Origin of the sequence: Lysinibacillus sp. JNUCC-52 (genome assembly GCF_015999545.1) — a bacterium.
In the GTDB taxonomy this organism is placed as follows: Bacteria; Bacillota; Bacilli; order Bacillales_A; family Planococcaceae; genus Lysinibacillus.
In genome coordinates this window covers 591,853-606,851 of the sequence record NZ_CP065546.1, presented here as the reverse complement: position 1 = coordinate 606,851, position 14,999 = coordinate 591,853, and the positions used below count along the sequence as shown (strand labels likewise).

Annotated in this window: 20 protein-coding genes; 11 read left to right on the top strand and 9 right to left on the bottom strand. The window is 33.8% G+C overall.

Translation table 11 applies throughout. The annotated features are described in order from the left end of the window. Window positions 1-18 precede the first annotated feature (18 nt). From JNUCC52_RS03340 to JNUCC52_RS03320, 5 genes are all read left to right on the top strand, one after another. Entirely contained in the window at window positions 19-228 is a 210-nt protein-coding gene (locus JNUCC52_RS03340) for a hypothetical protein (RefSeq protein WP_337981397.1), read from the top strand. 264 nt (window positions 229-492) lie between these two features. Further along, the gene (locus JNUCC52_RS03335; protein WP_337981396.1) at window positions 493-1,281 is read left to right on the top strand and encodes a hypothetical protein; all 789 of its coding nucleotides are present in this window, start codon (window positions 493-495) and stop codon (window positions 1,279-1,281) included. Beyond that, the gene (locus JNUCC52_RS03330; protein ID WP_337981395.1) at window positions 1,259-2,059 is read left to right on the top strand and encodes a hypothetical protein; all 801 of its coding nucleotides are present in this window, start codon (window positions 1,259-1,261) and stop codon (window positions 2,057-2,059) included. Before JNUCC52_RS03335 ends, JNUCC52_RS03330 begins: the two co-directional genes overlap by 23 nt. Then, window positions 2,059-2,757 (top strand): hypothetical protein, encoded by a 699-nt coding sequence (locus JNUCC52_RS03325; protein ID WP_337981394.1) that lies wholly within the window; start codon window positions 2,059-2,061, stop codon window positions 2,755-2,757. The genes JNUCC52_RS03330 and JNUCC52_RS03325 overlap by 1 nt, the downstream gene beginning before the upstream one ends. Window positions 2,758-2,865: 108 nt before the next feature. After that, window positions 2,866-3,531 (top strand): ABC transporter ATP-binding protein, encoded by a 666-nt coding sequence (locus JNUCC52_RS03320; protein WP_172771348.1) that lies wholly within the window; start codon window positions 2,866-2,868, stop codon window positions 3,529-3,531. A 39-nt stretch (window positions 3,532-3,570) separates the two neighbouring features. Here JNUCC52_RS03320 and JNUCC52_RS03315 read toward each other — a convergent pair whose 3' ends face one another. Both JNUCC52_RS03315 and JNUCC52_RS03310 read right to left on the bottom strand, forming a co-directional pair. Further along, window positions 3,571-4,104 (bottom strand): hypothetical protein, encoded by a 534-nt coding sequence (locus JNUCC52_RS03315; RefSeq protein ID WP_337981393.1) that lies wholly within the window; start codon window positions 4,102-4,104, stop codon window positions 3,571-3,573. Window positions 4,105-4,232: 128 nt separating this feature from the next. Next, a complete protein-coding gene (locus JNUCC52_RS03310) occupies window positions 4,233-5,186 on the bottom strand; it encodes a TDT family transporter (RefSeq protein WP_172771350.1) in 954 nt (317 codons plus the stop codon). A 131-nt stretch (window positions 5,187-5,317) separates the two neighbouring features. Here JNUCC52_RS03310 and JNUCC52_RS03305 point away from each other — a divergent pair, with 131 nt between their 5' ends. Both JNUCC52_RS03305 and JNUCC52_RS03300 read left to right on the top strand, forming a co-directional pair. Next, the gene (locus JNUCC52_RS03305) at window positions 5,318-6,136 is read left to right on the top strand and encodes a LysR family transcriptional regulator (protein ID WP_337981392.1); all 819 of its coding nucleotides are present in this window, start codon (window positions 5,318-5,320) and stop codon (window positions 6,134-6,136) included. A 109-nt stretch (window positions 6,137-6,245) separates the two neighbouring features. Beyond that, window positions 6,246-6,986 carry a lysozyme gene (locus JNUCC52_RS03300; RefSeq protein ID WP_337981391.1) on the top strand — a complete coding sequence of 247 codons (741 nt, stop codon included), beginning with the start codon at window positions 6,246-6,248 and terminating at the stop codon, window positions 6,984-6,986. A gap of 45 nt (window positions 6,987-7,031) precedes the next feature. On the opposite strand, the gene JNUCC52_RS03295 is transcribed toward JNUCC52_RS03300, so the two are convergent. From JNUCC52_RS03295 to JNUCC52_RS03280, 4 genes are all read right to left on the bottom strand, one after another. Continuing rightward, window positions 7,032-7,502 (bottom strand): hypothetical protein, encoded by a 471-nt coding sequence (locus tag JNUCC52_RS03295; protein WP_228134483.1) that lies wholly within the window; start codon window positions 7,500-7,502, stop codon window positions 7,032-7,034. A gap of 566 nt (window positions 7,503-8,068) precedes the next feature. Next, window positions 8,069-8,344 carry a translation initiation factor 2 gene (locus tag JNUCC52_RS03290; protein WP_172771353.1) on the bottom strand — a complete coding sequence of 92 codons (276 nt, stop codon included), beginning with the start codon at window positions 8,342-8,344 and terminating at the stop codon, window positions 8,069-8,071. Between the two features lie 340 nt (window positions 8,345-8,684). After that, on the bottom strand, window positions 8,685-8,804 hold the full coding sequence (locus tag JNUCC52_RS03285; RefSeq protein ID WP_172771354.1) for a YjcZ family sporulation protein: 120 nt from the start codon (window positions 8,802-8,804) through the stop codon (window positions 8,685-8,687). A gap of 224 nt (window positions 8,805-9,028) precedes the next feature. After that, on the bottom strand, window positions 9,029-9,172 hold the full coding sequence (locus JNUCC52_RS03280; RefSeq protein ID WP_172771355.1) for a YjcZ family sporulation protein: 144 nt from the start codon (window positions 9,170-9,172) through the stop codon (window positions 9,029-9,031). A gap of 350 nt (window positions 9,173-9,522) precedes the next feature. Between JNUCC52_RS03280 and JNUCC52_RS03275 the strand changes: the two genes are divergently transcribed. Then, window positions 9,523-10,002, top strand: coding sequence for a GNAT family N-acetyltransferase (locus JNUCC52_RS03275; RefSeq protein WP_172771356.1), 480 nt, complete (start codon window positions 9,523-9,525; stop codon window positions 10,000-10,002). A gap of 132 nt (window positions 10,003-10,134) precedes the next feature. On the opposite strand, the gene JNUCC52_RS03270 is transcribed toward JNUCC52_RS03275, so the two are convergent. The 3 genes from JNUCC52_RS03270 to JNUCC52_RS03260 all read right to left on the bottom strand — a co-directional run bounded on the left by JNUCC52_RS03270 (window position 10,135) and on the right by JNUCC52_RS03260 (window position 12,046). Beyond that, a complete protein-coding gene (locus tag JNUCC52_RS03270; protein ID WP_172771357.1) occupies window positions 10,135-10,356 on the bottom strand; it encodes a gamma-type small acid-soluble spore protein in 222 nt (73 codons plus the stop codon). Between the two features lie 295 nt (window positions 10,357-10,651). Continuing rightward, window positions 10,652-11,509 (bottom strand): manganese catalase family protein, encoded by an 858-nt coding sequence (locus JNUCC52_RS03265; protein WP_172771358.1) that lies wholly within the window; start codon window positions 11,507-11,509, stop codon window positions 10,652-10,654. Window positions 11,510-11,536: 27 nt separating this feature from the next. Continuing rightward, window positions 11,537-12,046 (bottom strand): DUF3231 family protein, encoded by a 510-nt coding sequence (locus JNUCC52_RS03260; protein ID WP_172771359.1) that lies wholly within the window; start codon window positions 12,044-12,046, stop codon window positions 11,537-11,539. A 160-nt stretch (window positions 12,047-12,206) separates the two neighbouring features. Here JNUCC52_RS03260 and JNUCC52_RS03255 point away from each other — a divergent pair, with 160 nt between their 5' ends. The 3 genes from JNUCC52_RS03255 (at window position 12,207) to JNUCC52_RS03245 (ending at window position 13,665) form a co-directional block, all read left to right on the top strand. Further along, window positions 12,207-12,416: a hypothetical protein gene (locus JNUCC52_RS03255; RefSeq protein ID WP_172771360.1), complete on the top strand. Its 210-nt coding sequence runs from the start codon at window positions 12,207-12,209 to the stop codon at window positions 12,414-12,416. A 193-nt stretch (window positions 12,417-12,609) separates the two neighbouring features. Next, the gene (locus JNUCC52_RS03250) at window positions 12,610-12,750 is read left to right on the top strand and encodes a hypothetical protein (protein WP_337981390.1); all 141 of its coding nucleotides are present in this window, start codon (window positions 12,610-12,612) and stop codon (window positions 12,748-12,750) included. A gap of 69 nt (window positions 12,751-12,819) precedes the next feature. Continuing rightward, window positions 12,820-13,665 carry an MBL fold metallo-hydrolase gene (locus tag JNUCC52_RS03245; protein ID WP_337981389.1) on the top strand — a complete coding sequence of 282 codons (846 nt, stop codon included), beginning with the start codon at window positions 12,820-12,822 and terminating at the stop codon, window positions 13,663-13,665. Window positions 13,666-14,999 lie beyond the last annotated feature (1,334 nt).

Sequence of the window (14,999 nt, the reverse complement as noted above, 5' to 3'; positions counted from 1 at the left end):
AATCCGGAGGAGAGCAAAATGAAGAAGTTTAAACTTTTTGCCAGTATTGTAGCTGTTAGTTTGTTGACTATAGGGTTTGGTTCATTTGCAAATGCGTCCCCAACATATCACCAATATTCAGGGAAAGTTCAAATTATAAATGATTTAGAGACCAATGATGCTATTAAAGAAACTACGGGCAGTGCTTACAATTTAGTGTCGTATATTCAGAAAGGCAAATTGGTATAATGGGTTGAAAAGGGGACTAGAAATGTTACAAAAAAAGAAGCATACAAAGAGCGCAAAGTTATTGTAATGGATTATTTAGGAAATGCTAGTTCTTTAGTAGGGGAGAATGTTTATTTAAATATATCAACTTCTCCAGGTACGTTAGAAACAGTCGATACTGCAGGAACGTGGACACCTAATTAATCGATTTGATAAAAGATACTCAATTTTTGGTCATTCAATCAATTGATTGGAAATGGTGAAAGTTGAGGTGTTGAGATGATTATGTATATTAGGCAAGAGTTTAAAAGAGCATTATTATCCAGAATGGGACTTATCACAATAGCCTCCTCTATTCTACTCGTTTTTATTGGTATGCTGGAAGCATTAATATGGATTAATAGCGGGGTGATTTCAATTTTATATGCCTTTTTACAGGGCTATAATGCTGGAACGGCATCCTTTATCGTTATTGCGTTTCCTATTATTGCATGTATGCCGTTCGCGAATTCTTATCGAATAGATATTCAAACAGGCTTCCATCATTATATACAATATCGTATGAAAAAAAGCCGCTATATGACAATTCGTTTAGCTGTAAATGCACTTGCAGGAGGAGTAGCTGTTGCAATTGGCCCTTTTATTGCTTTTATTTTTTTAATGGCTTTAAAGCTTCTATTAAATGTACCAATGTTAAGAATCGAGCAAAGATTGGAACCGGTGCTTTTTTTTCAAAGTATCGGTGTAAGTTCACCAATTCTCATGATGATGATAATGATCGGAATTATGTTTTGTTGTGGGATGATATTTGCAACTCTAGGTTTAGGAATATCTGCGGTAATTCAAAATAAATATATTGCGATATTTATACCGTTTATTTATCTTATTATTTCAGTGACAGTATTGGCGAAAATTCACCCTGCTTTAAATGCGATGGCATTGTTTGATGTGGATATCATTGACCAATATCATATTGACCAAACTTTTCTATACGGCGTAGTGCTTGTTGTAGTGGGGATGACACTATTTTTTATAGGAGGGGCAACAAAGATTGAAGAGCGGTTTAAAGAGTAAAAAACGATTAAAGCTATATTCAGCTAATAAAAGTATCGTTTTCGTTTATATTGTGTTGATGTTATATTTCTATAATCTGTTGCTATCAACAAAATTAGTCGAAGGAAATATCTTTGATTTATTACTTCATCTTACGGAGTTTCATCCTCTTTTTTATTCTATCTTGCCTGCATTTTTAATGATTCTTATATCGTTATTTTCATTAGGGAATGTGCAAAACTATTTGTTAATTCGATTTTATACGAAACGGCAATGGTATCATGCAAACCTTTTACGAGTGGTAAAGTCAGCTACATACTTCTGTTTAATGCTTGTGGCAATAATGGTACTCGAAGCTGTATTTGTATTAGATTTTAAGAATCAATGGAGTAATTATAGTGTTCATTACTATAAACATCATACTGAGCTATTAAGTAATAGCACACCTATTTTCTTAACTACGATGTCAGTCGTACTATTATGGTTGTTTTTATGTTTTTTCGGAATGCTTTTTTACATAAGCTACTTGTTTACAGGACGGATATTATTAGCCTGTTTAGTCGTTCTTTTAGTCAACATGTTGAATATAGGTGTGTTCCTTTCAAAAATAACGCCTATTTCTTCTTATTTATTTTATGACCATATCAATGTTTTTCAATATACCACTAGCTCAATTTCTGACATAACCGATTATCCATATCCAATTCTACTATATTGGATTGTGTTAATTTTCATACTTTATTTAATTGGGTATTGCTGTATCAATCATAAGGATATGTATATTGGAGAGAGAAAATAATGCTAAAAAAATTAATTTTCTATTATTTATGTTCTTTCTTTAAACCTACGTATGTTCTATGTATCGTTGGCGTTTTTGTACTGAATGGTATTCTTGTTCATACCACATATGGAGATCTCATCCCAAATGGCTATGCAAATCGGATTGTATTTATGTTCTATATGCCTTTAAATATCCAATTCGACTTGTTACGTTGGTTATTAATTATTATCCCTATCCTTCTATTTTTTAGTTCGTTTATTTTGCGTGAGTTGCGTGATCATCCAACGTACCTCATTCTAAGAATGAAAAGCTATCGTCATTGCTTTCATAGTATGTTTATTGCAATATGCATCAGTTTAGTTGGAACAGTTGGAATAGCTTATGGGGTTACGGGAATGGTTATTTTCTTTTTTAATAGTCAAATCGAAGGTCAAAGTAATACAGGATTATCGTTGTTCCTAAGCACGAATGGATGGCAAGAGCTGTTGAATCATTTTACGCTATTTATCTTGACGTTATTGTTATTACTTATTGTCCACACGATTTTTTCGTTTATTATTCATAATGCTGCCTTCGCAATGTTCACCGTTATTATTAGTATGATTGCATCGGCTACTATCGGTTATTTGTTTCCATCCTTACTAAAATTTTTACCGTTAACGTATTTCCTGCTCGGTTTGAGAGAAATGCAGGGAGGTAACTTCTGCTTGGTCTAATAGTATAATCCTGCTATGTATCGTTTTGTCCTATTGTGTGCTTTCTATACTTTTTATTAATCTACGAGAAAAAATAGTTGGTATTTGATATAAAAGGGGGTTGTATAAATGACAATACTCGAAATACACAATTTGTATAAAAAGATAAAGGGCCGTGAGCTGCTGAAAAATATAACATTAGTCATTGATAAACCTGGAATTTATGGGATTGTCGGTAGAAACGGTTCAGGCAAAAGTCTATTATTTAAGATGATTGCAGGACTTTTTGTTCCGAGTAGTGGCACTGTAAGTGTGTTTGGTGACATTATCGGGAAAGGTAATTTTCCGAAATCCTTTGGTGCACTGTTAGATACGCCAGGATTTCTGACCCATTATTCAGGTTTTCAAAACTTAAAAATACTCGCCTCGATACAAAACAAAATTAATGATAAGGATATTGAGAATGTACTGACACTGGTTGGACTTGATTTTAATGATAAAGGACCAGTTCGTAAATATTCTTTGGGCATGAGGCAAAGATTAGGGATTGCACAAGCGATTATGGAGAAACCAAAATTACTATTATTGGATGAACCGATGAATGGGCTGGATGAATCAGGTGTATCGGAAATGCGAGAGATGATTCTTAACTTTAAAAAGCAGGAAATAACCATTCTTTTAGCGAGCCATAATCCTGAAGATATTGCTTTACTTTGCGATGAGGTTTACAAAATGGATGCAGGGGAGTTAGCTCTTCATACTATTAATACAAATAGAACGACACAGCTTATTTAAAAATACAGCATCCTTGGAGAAGGATGCTGTATGGGCAATCTAATCTATCAATTCAACAAAATCCTGTATGTGTTTTTCAATAAGGTCATTTATCTTTCTAACTGTTAATGGTGTGATTTGGTCAAACATAGTATGGAGCGGAATAATAGAAGCTTGAATTTCTTTGTTTTTATCTAGGTCTTCACGTATAACAGTAAAGTTTTCTAAAGTGTTCGGATAATTATTTTGTAGAAAAACTTGTTCAATCTTTTCAAAAAGTGCTAGCAAGGACTCATCCTCAAAATATTTAGCACTGGCTTTGAGCGCTAGCCAACTTTTAGGTTGGGCGTAATAATAGGCACTCCACCAATAAAATTCAATCAGCGATTTACTGGCGTGATTATAGTACGTATAAAATACAAATAAAGCCTTTTGTCCTTGGGATAATTGCATGTAAAATTGTTCTTTAAAATGGATGGTATCCGTTTCATTGGATATGCCCATTTTATAAAGATAAATAAGGGGCTCAAAGCATTTGTTACTTAAGTCAGAAGTCGTTAAATTAAAATCGTGTTTTTTCATTTTTACCAACAAAATATTATCACACTCCCTGCTTAAATCATACTACATTTGGAAATTAATGTGCGAAAAATTGGCCCTCGGGAAAATTAAAAGCAACCTTATGGGGTTGCTTTTTTTGTATGACCTAATAGGAATACTAGTTAAATCGGATTTGTTCTAGTATCAATATATTGTTTTGTAAGAAAAATTACATATTTATATAAAACATAAAAGACTATAATAAACGCGATAATCGATTCAAGAATGGAAACCCAATGGAACAGTACTGAAGTAAATCCTAGTTGGTTATAAAAATTGGTAGCTGCAGTGATGGCAGTTGCTGAAATGACTAAAGGAAACGTAAATCCTGCATAGCTTGGGTAAAAATCAATTGCTAGTAATTTAGGAAGCTGTGTCAAAATAAGAAAATATAGGCCTTGGGATAAACCAAATAGCAATGTGACAATCAGGATATTTTTATTATCAAAGGCATTTAAATAGCCTGTTAAACAAAGAGATCCAGGCGCCGCAATAATTGTAATGAGAGGAAGTGTAGAATCCTCCATATTTTTTATAGTAAAGACACGATGCAAAATAATCGGTAATAACACTAAATATAAAGATAATGCAATCCAGAAAATCCAACGACCAAATGCAGGATAAAAATTACATGATGTGACCGTAATAACACCAATCCCTACATAAGTGATAAACCAGCTAGGATAGACGTGATGGATTTTTACTGATTGTGTTATTAAGAAAAAATATGTGAAATAAGCCATTAACATAAAATGTACGATAACAATACTTAGCCATATATATGACAAATAAGGTGTAAGCCAATCAACTTCAAGAAAATAAGTACAAATAATCATTAATCCCATTGTAAAAGTAGGAGCTACTGAAGCTACAATCGGATTTTTTAAAACAGAAAGTGTATGTTTAAATGTGAAGATCAGTTTAAATATCACTAAGCACATTAGCGCCATTCCTATAAGGCCTACTAAAATACCAAATCTCGGCATGCCATCAGTTTTTATAAGATTTCCTAAAGAAACGAGTGCTAAAATTAAGCCACAAATAGGTATCGGAATGTTTTTAAGAAAGCTTTTCATTATGTTCCCTCCGGTTGTTTAATTCAATTTTACCTTGTATAAACATTGTAAATCGGATTATACTATTTGTGAAATTGATAATTTGGATATCAATTATTAAGAAATCCAATAATTGAATTGGAGGGTCGTTAATGTTTCAAAGTTTAAAAACATTTGTGAAAGTATATGAATTGAAAAACTTTACAAAGGCAGCGGAAGAATTATATTTATCACAACCAACAATATCTACTCAAATACTTAATTTAGAGAAAAAGTTAGATGTAACTCTCTTTACTAGAAAAGGGCGACACGAAATTATTCCAACGAGGGATGCTGATTTTCTTTATAGACGAGCGCAAAGTATTCTAGATAACTGGGAAGATACGATAGAAACACTTAATAACAAAGAAAAAGAAATCGTCCGAACAAAATGCCGTATTGCCTGTTCAAATACGTGTGGTATTTACTTTCTTCCAAATATAATGAAGTCTCTTTTAGAGAACTTTCCAGATATAGATTTTTCCTTACAATTGATGAATTCAGAAGAAGTAGTGAAGCGATTAAAACAAAACGAAGCGGACTTAGGGTTTATCGAAAAAATAGTGGATACAGGTAGCTTGAAACGAAGCCTATTAAATATAGATCAACTTGTGTTAGCTGGTAATCCTGAATCTAGTTACTGGTTAAACCGTGAAGAGGATTCGGGGACACAATTTTATTCGGATATGTATGTAAAAGAAAATAATTTGAAACCGATACATATTTATCTTAATAACAATGAGATGATAGCGGCGCTGTTAAAGGAGGGAATTGGGCAAACCGTTATTTCACAAAAAGTTGTACCAGAAGGCGTTAATTGGCAACCACTATCCCCAAAATATACTCGAAATTTTTATTTTTTGGCGAAAGAAACTCAATTAAAAGAAAGAATCAACGAGTTAGAAAAGTTTATTAAGGATAGGGGTGCCTGACACTCAAACAATTCAGAATTGTTTGAGTGTCAGGCACATTCCATTACATCGGGAATTGAATATGCTAGAGAAGGTGCAGAAATTAAAAATAGTGAGAGGAGGATTTAATATGGAGATTTCAAATAATGCACTAACGCTCATTGCAAAATGGGAAGGGTTTCGCGCCGATGCATATGTAGGTTCAGATAATGTTTGGACAATTGGTTATGGTACAACAAAATGGCCAAGTGGAAAATTAGTAGAAAAGGGACAGACGATTTCCAGAGAAGAAGCGTGGGAATTACTGAGAAAGCAAGCACAAGAACATGCAAATACAATAGAATACTATGTTAATGTTCCTCTTAACCAAAATCAGTATGATGCCCTTGCAAGTTTCCAATATAATTTAGGACGCTACATTCTAAGAAACAGTATGCTATTAGAATACTTGAATAATAGGCAATGGGAACAAGTAACCAAAGAGATGTTGTTATACATCTACGCAAGAGGGAAAAAGCTTCAAGGGCTTGTTAACCGTCGTATGGACGAAATAGCACTTTTTTTAAAGCCTATAGCGACAGTTGATGTAAGTAAAAAAATCGAATATGTCGAAATTGATAGGGAGCCAAAAAAATTTCGTATTCAAAGTGGGAAATACAGTAGTCAAGAAGCAATGGTTGTGGCAATGAATGAGGCAATAAAACAGAAATATTTATCGTACGTAGAACAAGTGAAAGATAGTTCAAATGTAAATGGTTGGCGGTTTATTAGCGGTTGGTATAACACACAAGAAGAAGCAAAAATAATTGCTGAAAGGGCTATTATAGCAGGTAAATTAAACTACGCAACGATTCGTGGTACCGCGCAATAGAAGTGTGACAGGCACTCAAACAATTCTAAATTGTTTGAGTGCCTGTCACTTAATAACAAAACGAGGTTCGTAATCACTAATAACTTCAAAAATTCCATCATTGTAACAATAGATATGATGTTCTACGTTGGGTATCTCTTTACTTCCTATCCAAGGTAATTGATCAAACCACTCAATATAATCTGAATTGCTCATTTTGTAAAACCACTCAGCACATGGATTAGTAGGTGGATTTTGTTCGATGGATTCGTTAACAAGTGGGAATAGGTCCGACCTTGGGATTTCGCCAGCATATCTGAAAGACCAAACAAAATCTTGTATTGGAGAAATTTTATCGTATATAATATCAACTTCAGATCCGTTAATATCTGTTAATGTTAAATATAAACCACGATCACTATAATTTAATTGAGCATTTACGATTTGAGCCCTTTGTAAACATGTTACGGGCTGCCAAATATGAAGTCTGCGTGTACTAATAAAATCTCCCCCTCGAAGTAGCAGGCACTCAAACAATTCTAAATTGTTTGAGTGCCTGACACCATTTTATCTATCATATTCATAGTCGTAAGGAACATTTTTACTACCACATCCAACAAGTAAAAAAGATAGTGAAAATAGTAAGATTGAGCATACAAATAATTTCTTCATATTAGATAATATTCCTCCGTTTCGCACGAGCCAGTCCTATTGTTTACATTTTATTGGAACGATTCTATAAAGTATATAATAAAAATCTCTTCAAATAACTACTTATTAAATATATGTTAAATAAGAATTTACAATTGAAGTTGAGAATTTTGGCATGATGTTAGATAGCAACCTTGTTATTGGACGCAAAATAACACCACCGTGTTGATGAATGCAGAGGAAAAATAACTACTGAAAAAGTTTTTATATTCCTTAATGCGGTTGCAACATCATTTATCTTTTTACTTTATTGGCATAAGATAAAAGGATTTTCATCTTGCTTCATCATCCACACGGTGTTGAAATGACCGTATATCAATTATATTCGGAATGATTAATAATCGAAATTGTAGGATTGAGTATTAGTAAGATTATGTAGTATCGAAAAATGCTTACTTTCTAGAGTTTTTTAGTTTATTTAGTTCTTTTGTTAAATATTGAACTTGCTTTTCTAATTCATCTATTTTGTTTGAATTGCCATCATTATTGTTATTGTTGTTGTTGCTATTATTATTATTTGATTCTTGCGCGCCCTCTAATGCCATAATTGCTGATATTGTAGCTAGCCCATCACCTAATGTAGAAAAAATTCCAGCAAGTACTGCCAGCTTAGCAGCATCAATTTCATTGTTTGAGAAAAGATCAGTAATATCTTTATTTTTACTCAAATTATTCCCCCCTAAGCTAATCATTATTATATCTTATTCTGGGACCTTTATTTAATACGGGTATTTAAAGCAAAAGATTAGAGAGGGCTTTCTAAGCGTTAATTGGACAATATACATGGACAATTATGAATTATTTTGAACTGAGTCATTAAGACAGCACCCAGTTGCAGCTCATACCGCTAACAAAAGTTAAGATTGTAATGAGAGCTGGTGGGAATGAAAAAAAGGCCACCTAAACAGTGACCTTTAAAAGAAAGAATGGTAGGCAAAGGATAAGTTTACGCTATCCGAAAAATTATGGGCTCATATGCGAGCACAGAATCAGTGAACATTATAAATATTAATATGAGATGAATGTAGCACCAACAATAATTAAAAGGATAAATAGTACAACAATTAACGCAAATGATGAACCTGATCCATAACCATTACCACTACCACCATAATATTCTTGAGACATAATTACTTCCCTCCATTCTATAATTTATTTATTTCTATAATTACTATATGAAAGAGTGTGAAAATAGTTTGCGATATATATCTTGTTCTATTAAATATAATTTATAAATTGAAAATGAAAGTTACAACTTGGAGATTTCATTCAGAGAAGGGTAAGAGTTTTTTTGTTGATTTTACAATAAAATTTGTTAGCTAAAAATAGACTGTTAGTAAAACTAAAAAAAATTAATACACAAAAGTAGCTCCAACAATGATTAATAGAATAAATAAAACGACGATTAAAACAAATGTAGAACCATAACCTCCGCCTTCATTGCCTCCATAATAACAACTGTTGTTGTAGTTTCCAACATTTCCTTGGTATCCCATGACTATCCCTCCTTTCTAATTCTATAATATGTATAGTTTTAAAAAGTGTAGAGGTTTTTATCCAACCCTTTAGAACAATCAATTTGAAAATACTTATAAAACACAGGTTGGAAAAACATACGTGTTATCTGTGAGAGGAGATAGATAGTTTGCGAAGTAAAAACCTATAAATGCGATAAAACAGTCCTCGGCCTTCTGTAATAAATTCTCTTTGTAACAACCATTTGCTCGTAAGCCTTAGTTTAGCGCGGAAAGAGAACTCAACTCATAAATGCATGTAATATTTCACATAAATAATGACCAAGTCATCAACTGATGGTAAAATATAGATAAAAATGGAGAATAACCATATGGAAAAAATTAAACAGGTTGAATTAAAGCATTTTTCAAGTAAATACACGAAAGAACTAAATGATTTCGTACTGACAGAAGAACAAAAAGAGTTTTCTTCACTTCCAAGTAAATTTGAAGAAATTAATGAAGGACAGTATCGGGTAGTAATTTTAAGTGACAATACACCAGTTGGTTTCTTTCTTCTAAATGCAAACGAACGAGTAAAGAAATATTCAAGTAATGTGAATGCTTTGTTACTAACTGCGCTATCCATTAATCATAGTGAGCAAGGAAAAGGGTATGCAAAACAAGGAATGACATTACTTGTTGAGTTTGTAAAAGCAGAATTCCCGAATTGCGATGAAATCGTTTTAGTGGTAGACGAAGATAATGTACCTGCGCAGAAACTATATTTAAAAGTCGGATTTGAAGATACGAATAAGCGGCTAACAGGACGTATTGGGGAAGAAATCATCATGAGCCAATTAATAAAATAAAGGAACGCCCGATTGTCATTACCAGAGTTGATTTTACATTTTGTAGATCAACTCTTTTTATGTGGAAAGGTAACAAGCCAAATGAAGCGATAAAAATAAAAAACCGACAAAAGATTGTCGGTTTAGAAAAATTTATTTTGAGTTGTTTTCATTTGCAAATCGTCCAGATGCATATTTTTTGTTTGCTTCTGCTTGTTGGATTTGTTGTTTAATTTGATTTACATCAGATTCCATCCCGAATTCTTGACTCATTGAGTTTGCTGAACCAGAAGCTTGTTGTTTGTTCGCTTCCGCTTGTTGGTTTTGTTGTTTAACATGATTCACATCAGTTTTATTATCATAGTTGTTTGCCATTGAAAATCACCTCCTGAATTATAGTTTGTGCAGAAGGTGCCTTTGTATCCTTCATATATTTTCTCTTTTTAATGGAAAAATATGAAGGGAAATTATAAAGATTTACCAGAGTGATATTTACAAATAAAAAAGGGGTCACTATTAAGTGACCCAGAAAGAATTGAGGGAGGTAGTGACTGTCAACTAGCGCCACAACCTAATAAGTGCGTGCGATACACTCAATAATAATGTGTGTAATTAAAGGTTACTTATACATTAAAAAGCTGTAACGTCGTCACCGTTACAGCTTGAATAATTAGTTATTCATATCCTTAAGACCTGGACTGTGTTCATTTGGCATGTCTGGCATAAGTGGTACTGGGAAACCTTCAGGAGGAGGGGTCACTTTTAGTTCTCCACCATTTCTACTAGGAGTTTGTCCTTGGAAAATTTCACCGATACGTGTTGGGTCTAATCTAAAGTTAAACTGAGCATTGTGATAGCCCATTTCAACAAACTTCCGACACTCAGGATATTTGTTAATATCGTAGTTCGGTACTGGGAATAGTTTTCCCCAATCTACACCTAACGTTTCTAAAGCTTTAGCAAATGCATTTTGATGTGCATTGTCTCGAACGATTAGAAAAGCAAGTGTTTCTCTGAAGGTCTGATTAGAACTCATTTCATATATCCGTGTTTTTTGAAGAACCCCAGTTGACTCAAGTACTAAATTATCTAATAAATCCGCTATTAAGTTTCCATGTGCATACACCCACGAACCATTCCATGGATTACCTGCAGCATCCACAGGTAAAGAAGATTGTGCGCCCACAATGTAATGGTGTGGATTTGCATGTCTAACGGCCTCATCTAAAGGCGCTTCGTCCATACCATTATTCCCTGGTGCAGAAGATTCTCCAGAATCATTTAGTAGTTGGTTAATCGTATTTTGTACTAGTTCTACGTGAGCAATTTCTTCTAAAAAAACCCCACGAAGCAAATCACGATATTGTGTTTCTTTGCCGCGAAAATTGGAACTTTGAAAGAAGTATTGCATCATCGTTCTCATTTCACCATAATGCCCACCTAGTATTTCCTGCATTACACGTGCTGCCTGAGGATCTGGTTTGTCAGGCTTTATGATGTTTAGTAATTCTTCTTTATAGTAATACATTTAATTCCTCGATTCTTGAAAAATAATTTATTTTTCAGGATAGTTCACATGTAATGGTGGAGGTACAAGCCAGCCCTTATTTTTATTCAATCGTAAAAGCTTAGCACCAAGTTGTGCCTTGGCTGTATGGAATTGACCATACATCATGGCAATGTCTTCTCGAATTGACATCCCCATTGCTTGACTGCATGCAACTAATCCAGCTGCAACGTCAGCAGATAGAGCTGCGCTTATTTCAGGATCATTAAATTTCGCACCTGGAGGGATATCTTCCATTCTTGCTACAGGTCTTTCAGGTGAAGCAGGAGGTAAAGCAATACCATTCGTTTTAAGAATTTTTTCTAATTGTTTTACTTCTTCTCTTCCTGTTTCAATTAAATCTTCGATAATTTTTTTTAAATCTTCATCACCTGCGTGATTATAAAACGTTTGGTAACCAGAAATCATACCATAATTTGCAATTAAATTTGACCATACCCCGAAAACCTCACCGTAATGCAATGGCTCGTCTTTTGGATTTCCACCTAAAATGCCCAATCGTGACACTTCCTTCTTTAGTTTTTTTTCAAACAAGGATAGTATGGGTTACTGCAATTAGATTTATGTTAATAAAATAGTAATTAAAAAATGCTGTTTTAGCATAAAACATATCCATTTTGCTCACGATAAGCTGAATATTTTTAAAGGGGATGATTGGATGTTCAATCGCTTATCTGCACAAAATGGTGTATTTCGATTACCACCAATTCAGCGCAAAAATAATAAAGAGTTGGATATTGCCATTGCTGATCTGGAAGCAAGAGGGTTCCGTTTAGTAAGGCGTGGTATTCTAAATGAAAAATTACAAACGATTAAAAACCCAACTTATCATAAAGTCTGGGCTATAATGGAAAAATTGATGTTTTAGTAAACGACACGCTATTTTATAGATAAAAAGCTACAGCGATTACTATCACTGCAGCCCTATAAGTAGTGAAACACTACGAAATATTATTGTGGCTGTATGTGGTTTATTTATACTTCATTTGAAGTATTCGGACTGGTAAAAAGTATAGAACCTCTTAATAAGGATAGATTAATGTCTATTGGAGGTGATTCGTATGACTAAAGAAAAGAAAAAGAATGAATTGGAGCAAGAAGAATTTGCAAATGAGTTTTTACCTGAAGAGCTAGAGGGACAAAAAGAAGAAGAAAAACAACAACAGAAAGAACAACAATTCAATAAAAAAGAAGAGCAATAAAAATAGTGTCACAATCTTTGGGTTGTGGCTCTTCTGCATTCATAAGCAAGCGAAGAGAGAGGGGTTAATATGGACAAAGATTTGAATTATGGTGAAGATTATAAGTTCATACCTGCTACTTCAGTTAGAAGTGGTGTTGGTATTGAAGTAATACCTGATTTATATCAATATACAATTCAAATTGTAAATATTGTGCTTTATGGTAATATAAATACAAAAGATTTCGTGCTTATTGATGCAGGCATGCCAAAAAGCGCAGAAGAGATAATTTCAGTAATAGAGGAACGGTTTGGGCCTAATTCTCGTCCTAAAGCAATAATTTTGACGCATGGCCATTTTGATCATGTTGGAGGAATTATAGAATTAATAAAACGGTGGAATGTCCCTGTCTATGCCCATGCTTTAGAAATTCCTTACTTAACAGGAAAACAAAACTATCCAGAACCAGATCCTTCTGTTAGTGATGGATTAGTAGCTAAAATGTCACCTTTTTTTCCTAAGGAAGCGATTAACATAGGAGACAATATTAAAACAGTTCCAGAGGATGGTCATATTCCTTATATGCCTGGTTTTCGCTGGATACACACACCAGGACATACACCAGGACATATTTCTTTATTTCGTGAAAAGGATCGAGTGCTCATTACTGGTGATGCATTTGTTACAGTTAAACAAGAATCCCTTTATAAAGTTTTAACACAAACAAAAGAAATTAGTGGTCCGCCTCAATATTTAACAACGGATTGGCAGGCAGCGCGAAAATCTGTTGAGAAGTTAGAAGCATTAAAACCTCTCATTGCTATTACTGGTCATGGATTAGCAATGAAAGGTGAAGAACTTCAGAACAACCTTCAGAAACTTGTAGAAAAATTTGATGAAATCGCTCTACCTAAGCACGGGAAATATTTAAATTAATGCATATATTATTCAAGGGGTATAGCCAATTCCAATTTCCGCAACAATTAGTGGATAGTACGTAAAAGTCTTTACCTTGCACGGTTCCGATTAAATAATTGATTAACTTTATTTCCTTAAACAAGAAACATATGTTCCTGTTTTAAACAATTCATTTCCTTCATATAAGTCATTTTTTGAAAGATTACGTCGGTGAGAATAGTTATAAGCATCAGAGTTTTATTAGTATTCCAACTAGCGCACTTAATGAATGAACAAGCGCAAGAATTCTGCTAGTAGTAAAACTTGTCGTTTCTTGCGCTTACCCGGGAAATTTTTTTATTTCCTCATCTGAAAATATTTCCAAAGGACATTGGAAATACATATGAGTGATGAATTTGAAATAGAAACTAGTAGTCTGGTTTTAAAAGTAAGATAGGGAGATGCTCATCGTGACTAAGTGATAAAATGAAATTGTTATTCCATAGGAGGTGTAATGATTGCGTTTTTTATTGTAATGATATTTTTGATTCTACTAATGGGGATTCTAACTACATCGAAAAAGACAAGTCAAGATAATTTGAAATCTTCTAGCAATTCCCATGATAATACGACTGATTTTATTACAACAAGTTCTTTCTTTTCGGTACAAAATACAGATAATACGAATTGTTCGGATACCACTTCGAGTGACAGTGGTTCTTCAGGAGGTTCGTGCGATTAAGTATTCAAGTCGTTTCCAAATCGGAAATGGCTTTTTTTTTGTCCGCTAGTTAGGAGGGTACCATTGATTGAACTACATTGTTTAATAAAAGAGAAGAAACATACGAAAGTAAAGATTTCTTTACGTTGGTCAAATACTATTGATTAAAGTTTGAAATCAATCTAAGATGTTGACGGGGAAATAAGTTTGAAAGATATTGCTGACGGATCGCCGTATGCGATGAAAGTCGCTCGTACGGTGAAGGCTCGTTATAAACTGAGAAGATAAGACGAGAATAGCGGAAATGTAGTACCAGTCAATCCAGCAATTAACTTACAGGCAACACCTGGAGCGATAGGCTCTGGGGATATAGATGTATCTTGGAACGGCAATAGTGATCCAAATTGGTCACACTATACAATGTATATTCTAGTTTCCAATACTAATGAAGCGGACGAGAGCAGTCCAAAGTATGCGGATATTACCTATAAAGGTAACGATGGTTTTGGTGATTCGTATAGTCCAGGAACTAGGGTTTCATATGCTCTTTATTCTATTATGAAAGATGGTTCTAAAACTGTTCAAAAAGTTACTGTTATTGCTCCATAATTGAAGCAAGAGGAAACCTCACTATTTTTTCGGTGAGGTTTCT

Bases quoted from the DNA above. Each gene is read 5' to 3' on its own strand.
- JNUCC52_RS03250 (WP_337981390.1), top strand. From the start codon at position 12,610: ATGACTAAAGAAAAGAAAAAGAATGAATTGGAGCAAGAAGAATTTGCA.
- JNUCC52_RS03335 (WP_337981396.1), top strand. From the start codon at position 493: ATGTATATTAGGCAAGAGTTTAAAAGAGCATTATTATCCAGAATGGGA.
- JNUCC52_RS03265 (WP_172771358.1), bottom strand. From the start codon at position 11,509: ATGTATTACTATAAAGAAGAATTACTAAACATCATAAAGCCTGACAAA.
- JNUCC52_RS03325 (WP_337981394.1), top strand. From the start codon at position 2,059: ATGCTAAAAAAATTAATTTTCTATTATTTATGTTCTTTCTTTAAACCT.
- JNUCC52_RS03275 (WP_172771356.1), top strand. From the start codon at position 9,523: ATGGAAAAAATTAAACAGGTTGAATTAAAGCATTTTTCAAGTAAATAC.
- JNUCC52_RS03320 (WP_172771348.1), top strand. From the start codon at position 2,866: ATGACAATACTCGAAATACACAATTTGTATAAAAAGATAAAGGGCCGT.
- JNUCC52_RS03245 (WP_337981389.1), top strand. From the start codon at position 12,820: ATGGACAAAGATTTGAATTATGGTGAAGATTATAAGTTCATACCTGCT.
- JNUCC52_RS03280 (WP_172771355.1), bottom strand. From the start codon at position 9,172: ATGGGATACCAAGGAAATGTTGGAAACTACAACAACAGTTGTTATTAT.
- JNUCC52_RS03300 (WP_337981391.1), top strand. From the start codon at position 6,246: ATGGAGATTTCAAATAATGCACTAACGCTCATTGCAAAATGGGAAGGG.
- JNUCC52_RS03270 (WP_172771357.1), bottom strand. From the start codon at position 10,356: ATGGCAAACAACTATGATAATAAAACTGATGTGAATCATGTTAAACAA.
- JNUCC52_RS03285 (WP_172771354.1), bottom strand. From the start codon at position 8,804: ATGTCTCAAGAATATTATGGTGGTAGTGGTAATGGTTATGGATCAGGT.
- JNUCC52_RS03305 (WP_337981392.1), top strand. From the start codon at position 5,318: ATGTTTCAAAGTTTAAAAACATTTGTGAAAGTATATGAATTGAAAAAC.
- JNUCC52_RS03340 (WP_337981397.1), top strand. From the start codon at position 19: ATGAAGAAGTTTAAACTTTTTGCCAGTATTGTAGCTGTTAGTTTGTTG.
- JNUCC52_RS03255 (WP_172771360.1), top strand. From the start codon at position 12,207: ATGTTCAATCGCTTATCTGCACAAAATGGTGTATTTCGATTACCACCA.
- JNUCC52_RS03310 (WP_172771350.1), bottom strand. From the start codon at position 5,186: ATGAAAAGCTTTCTTAAAAACATTCCGATACCTATTTGTGGCTTAATT.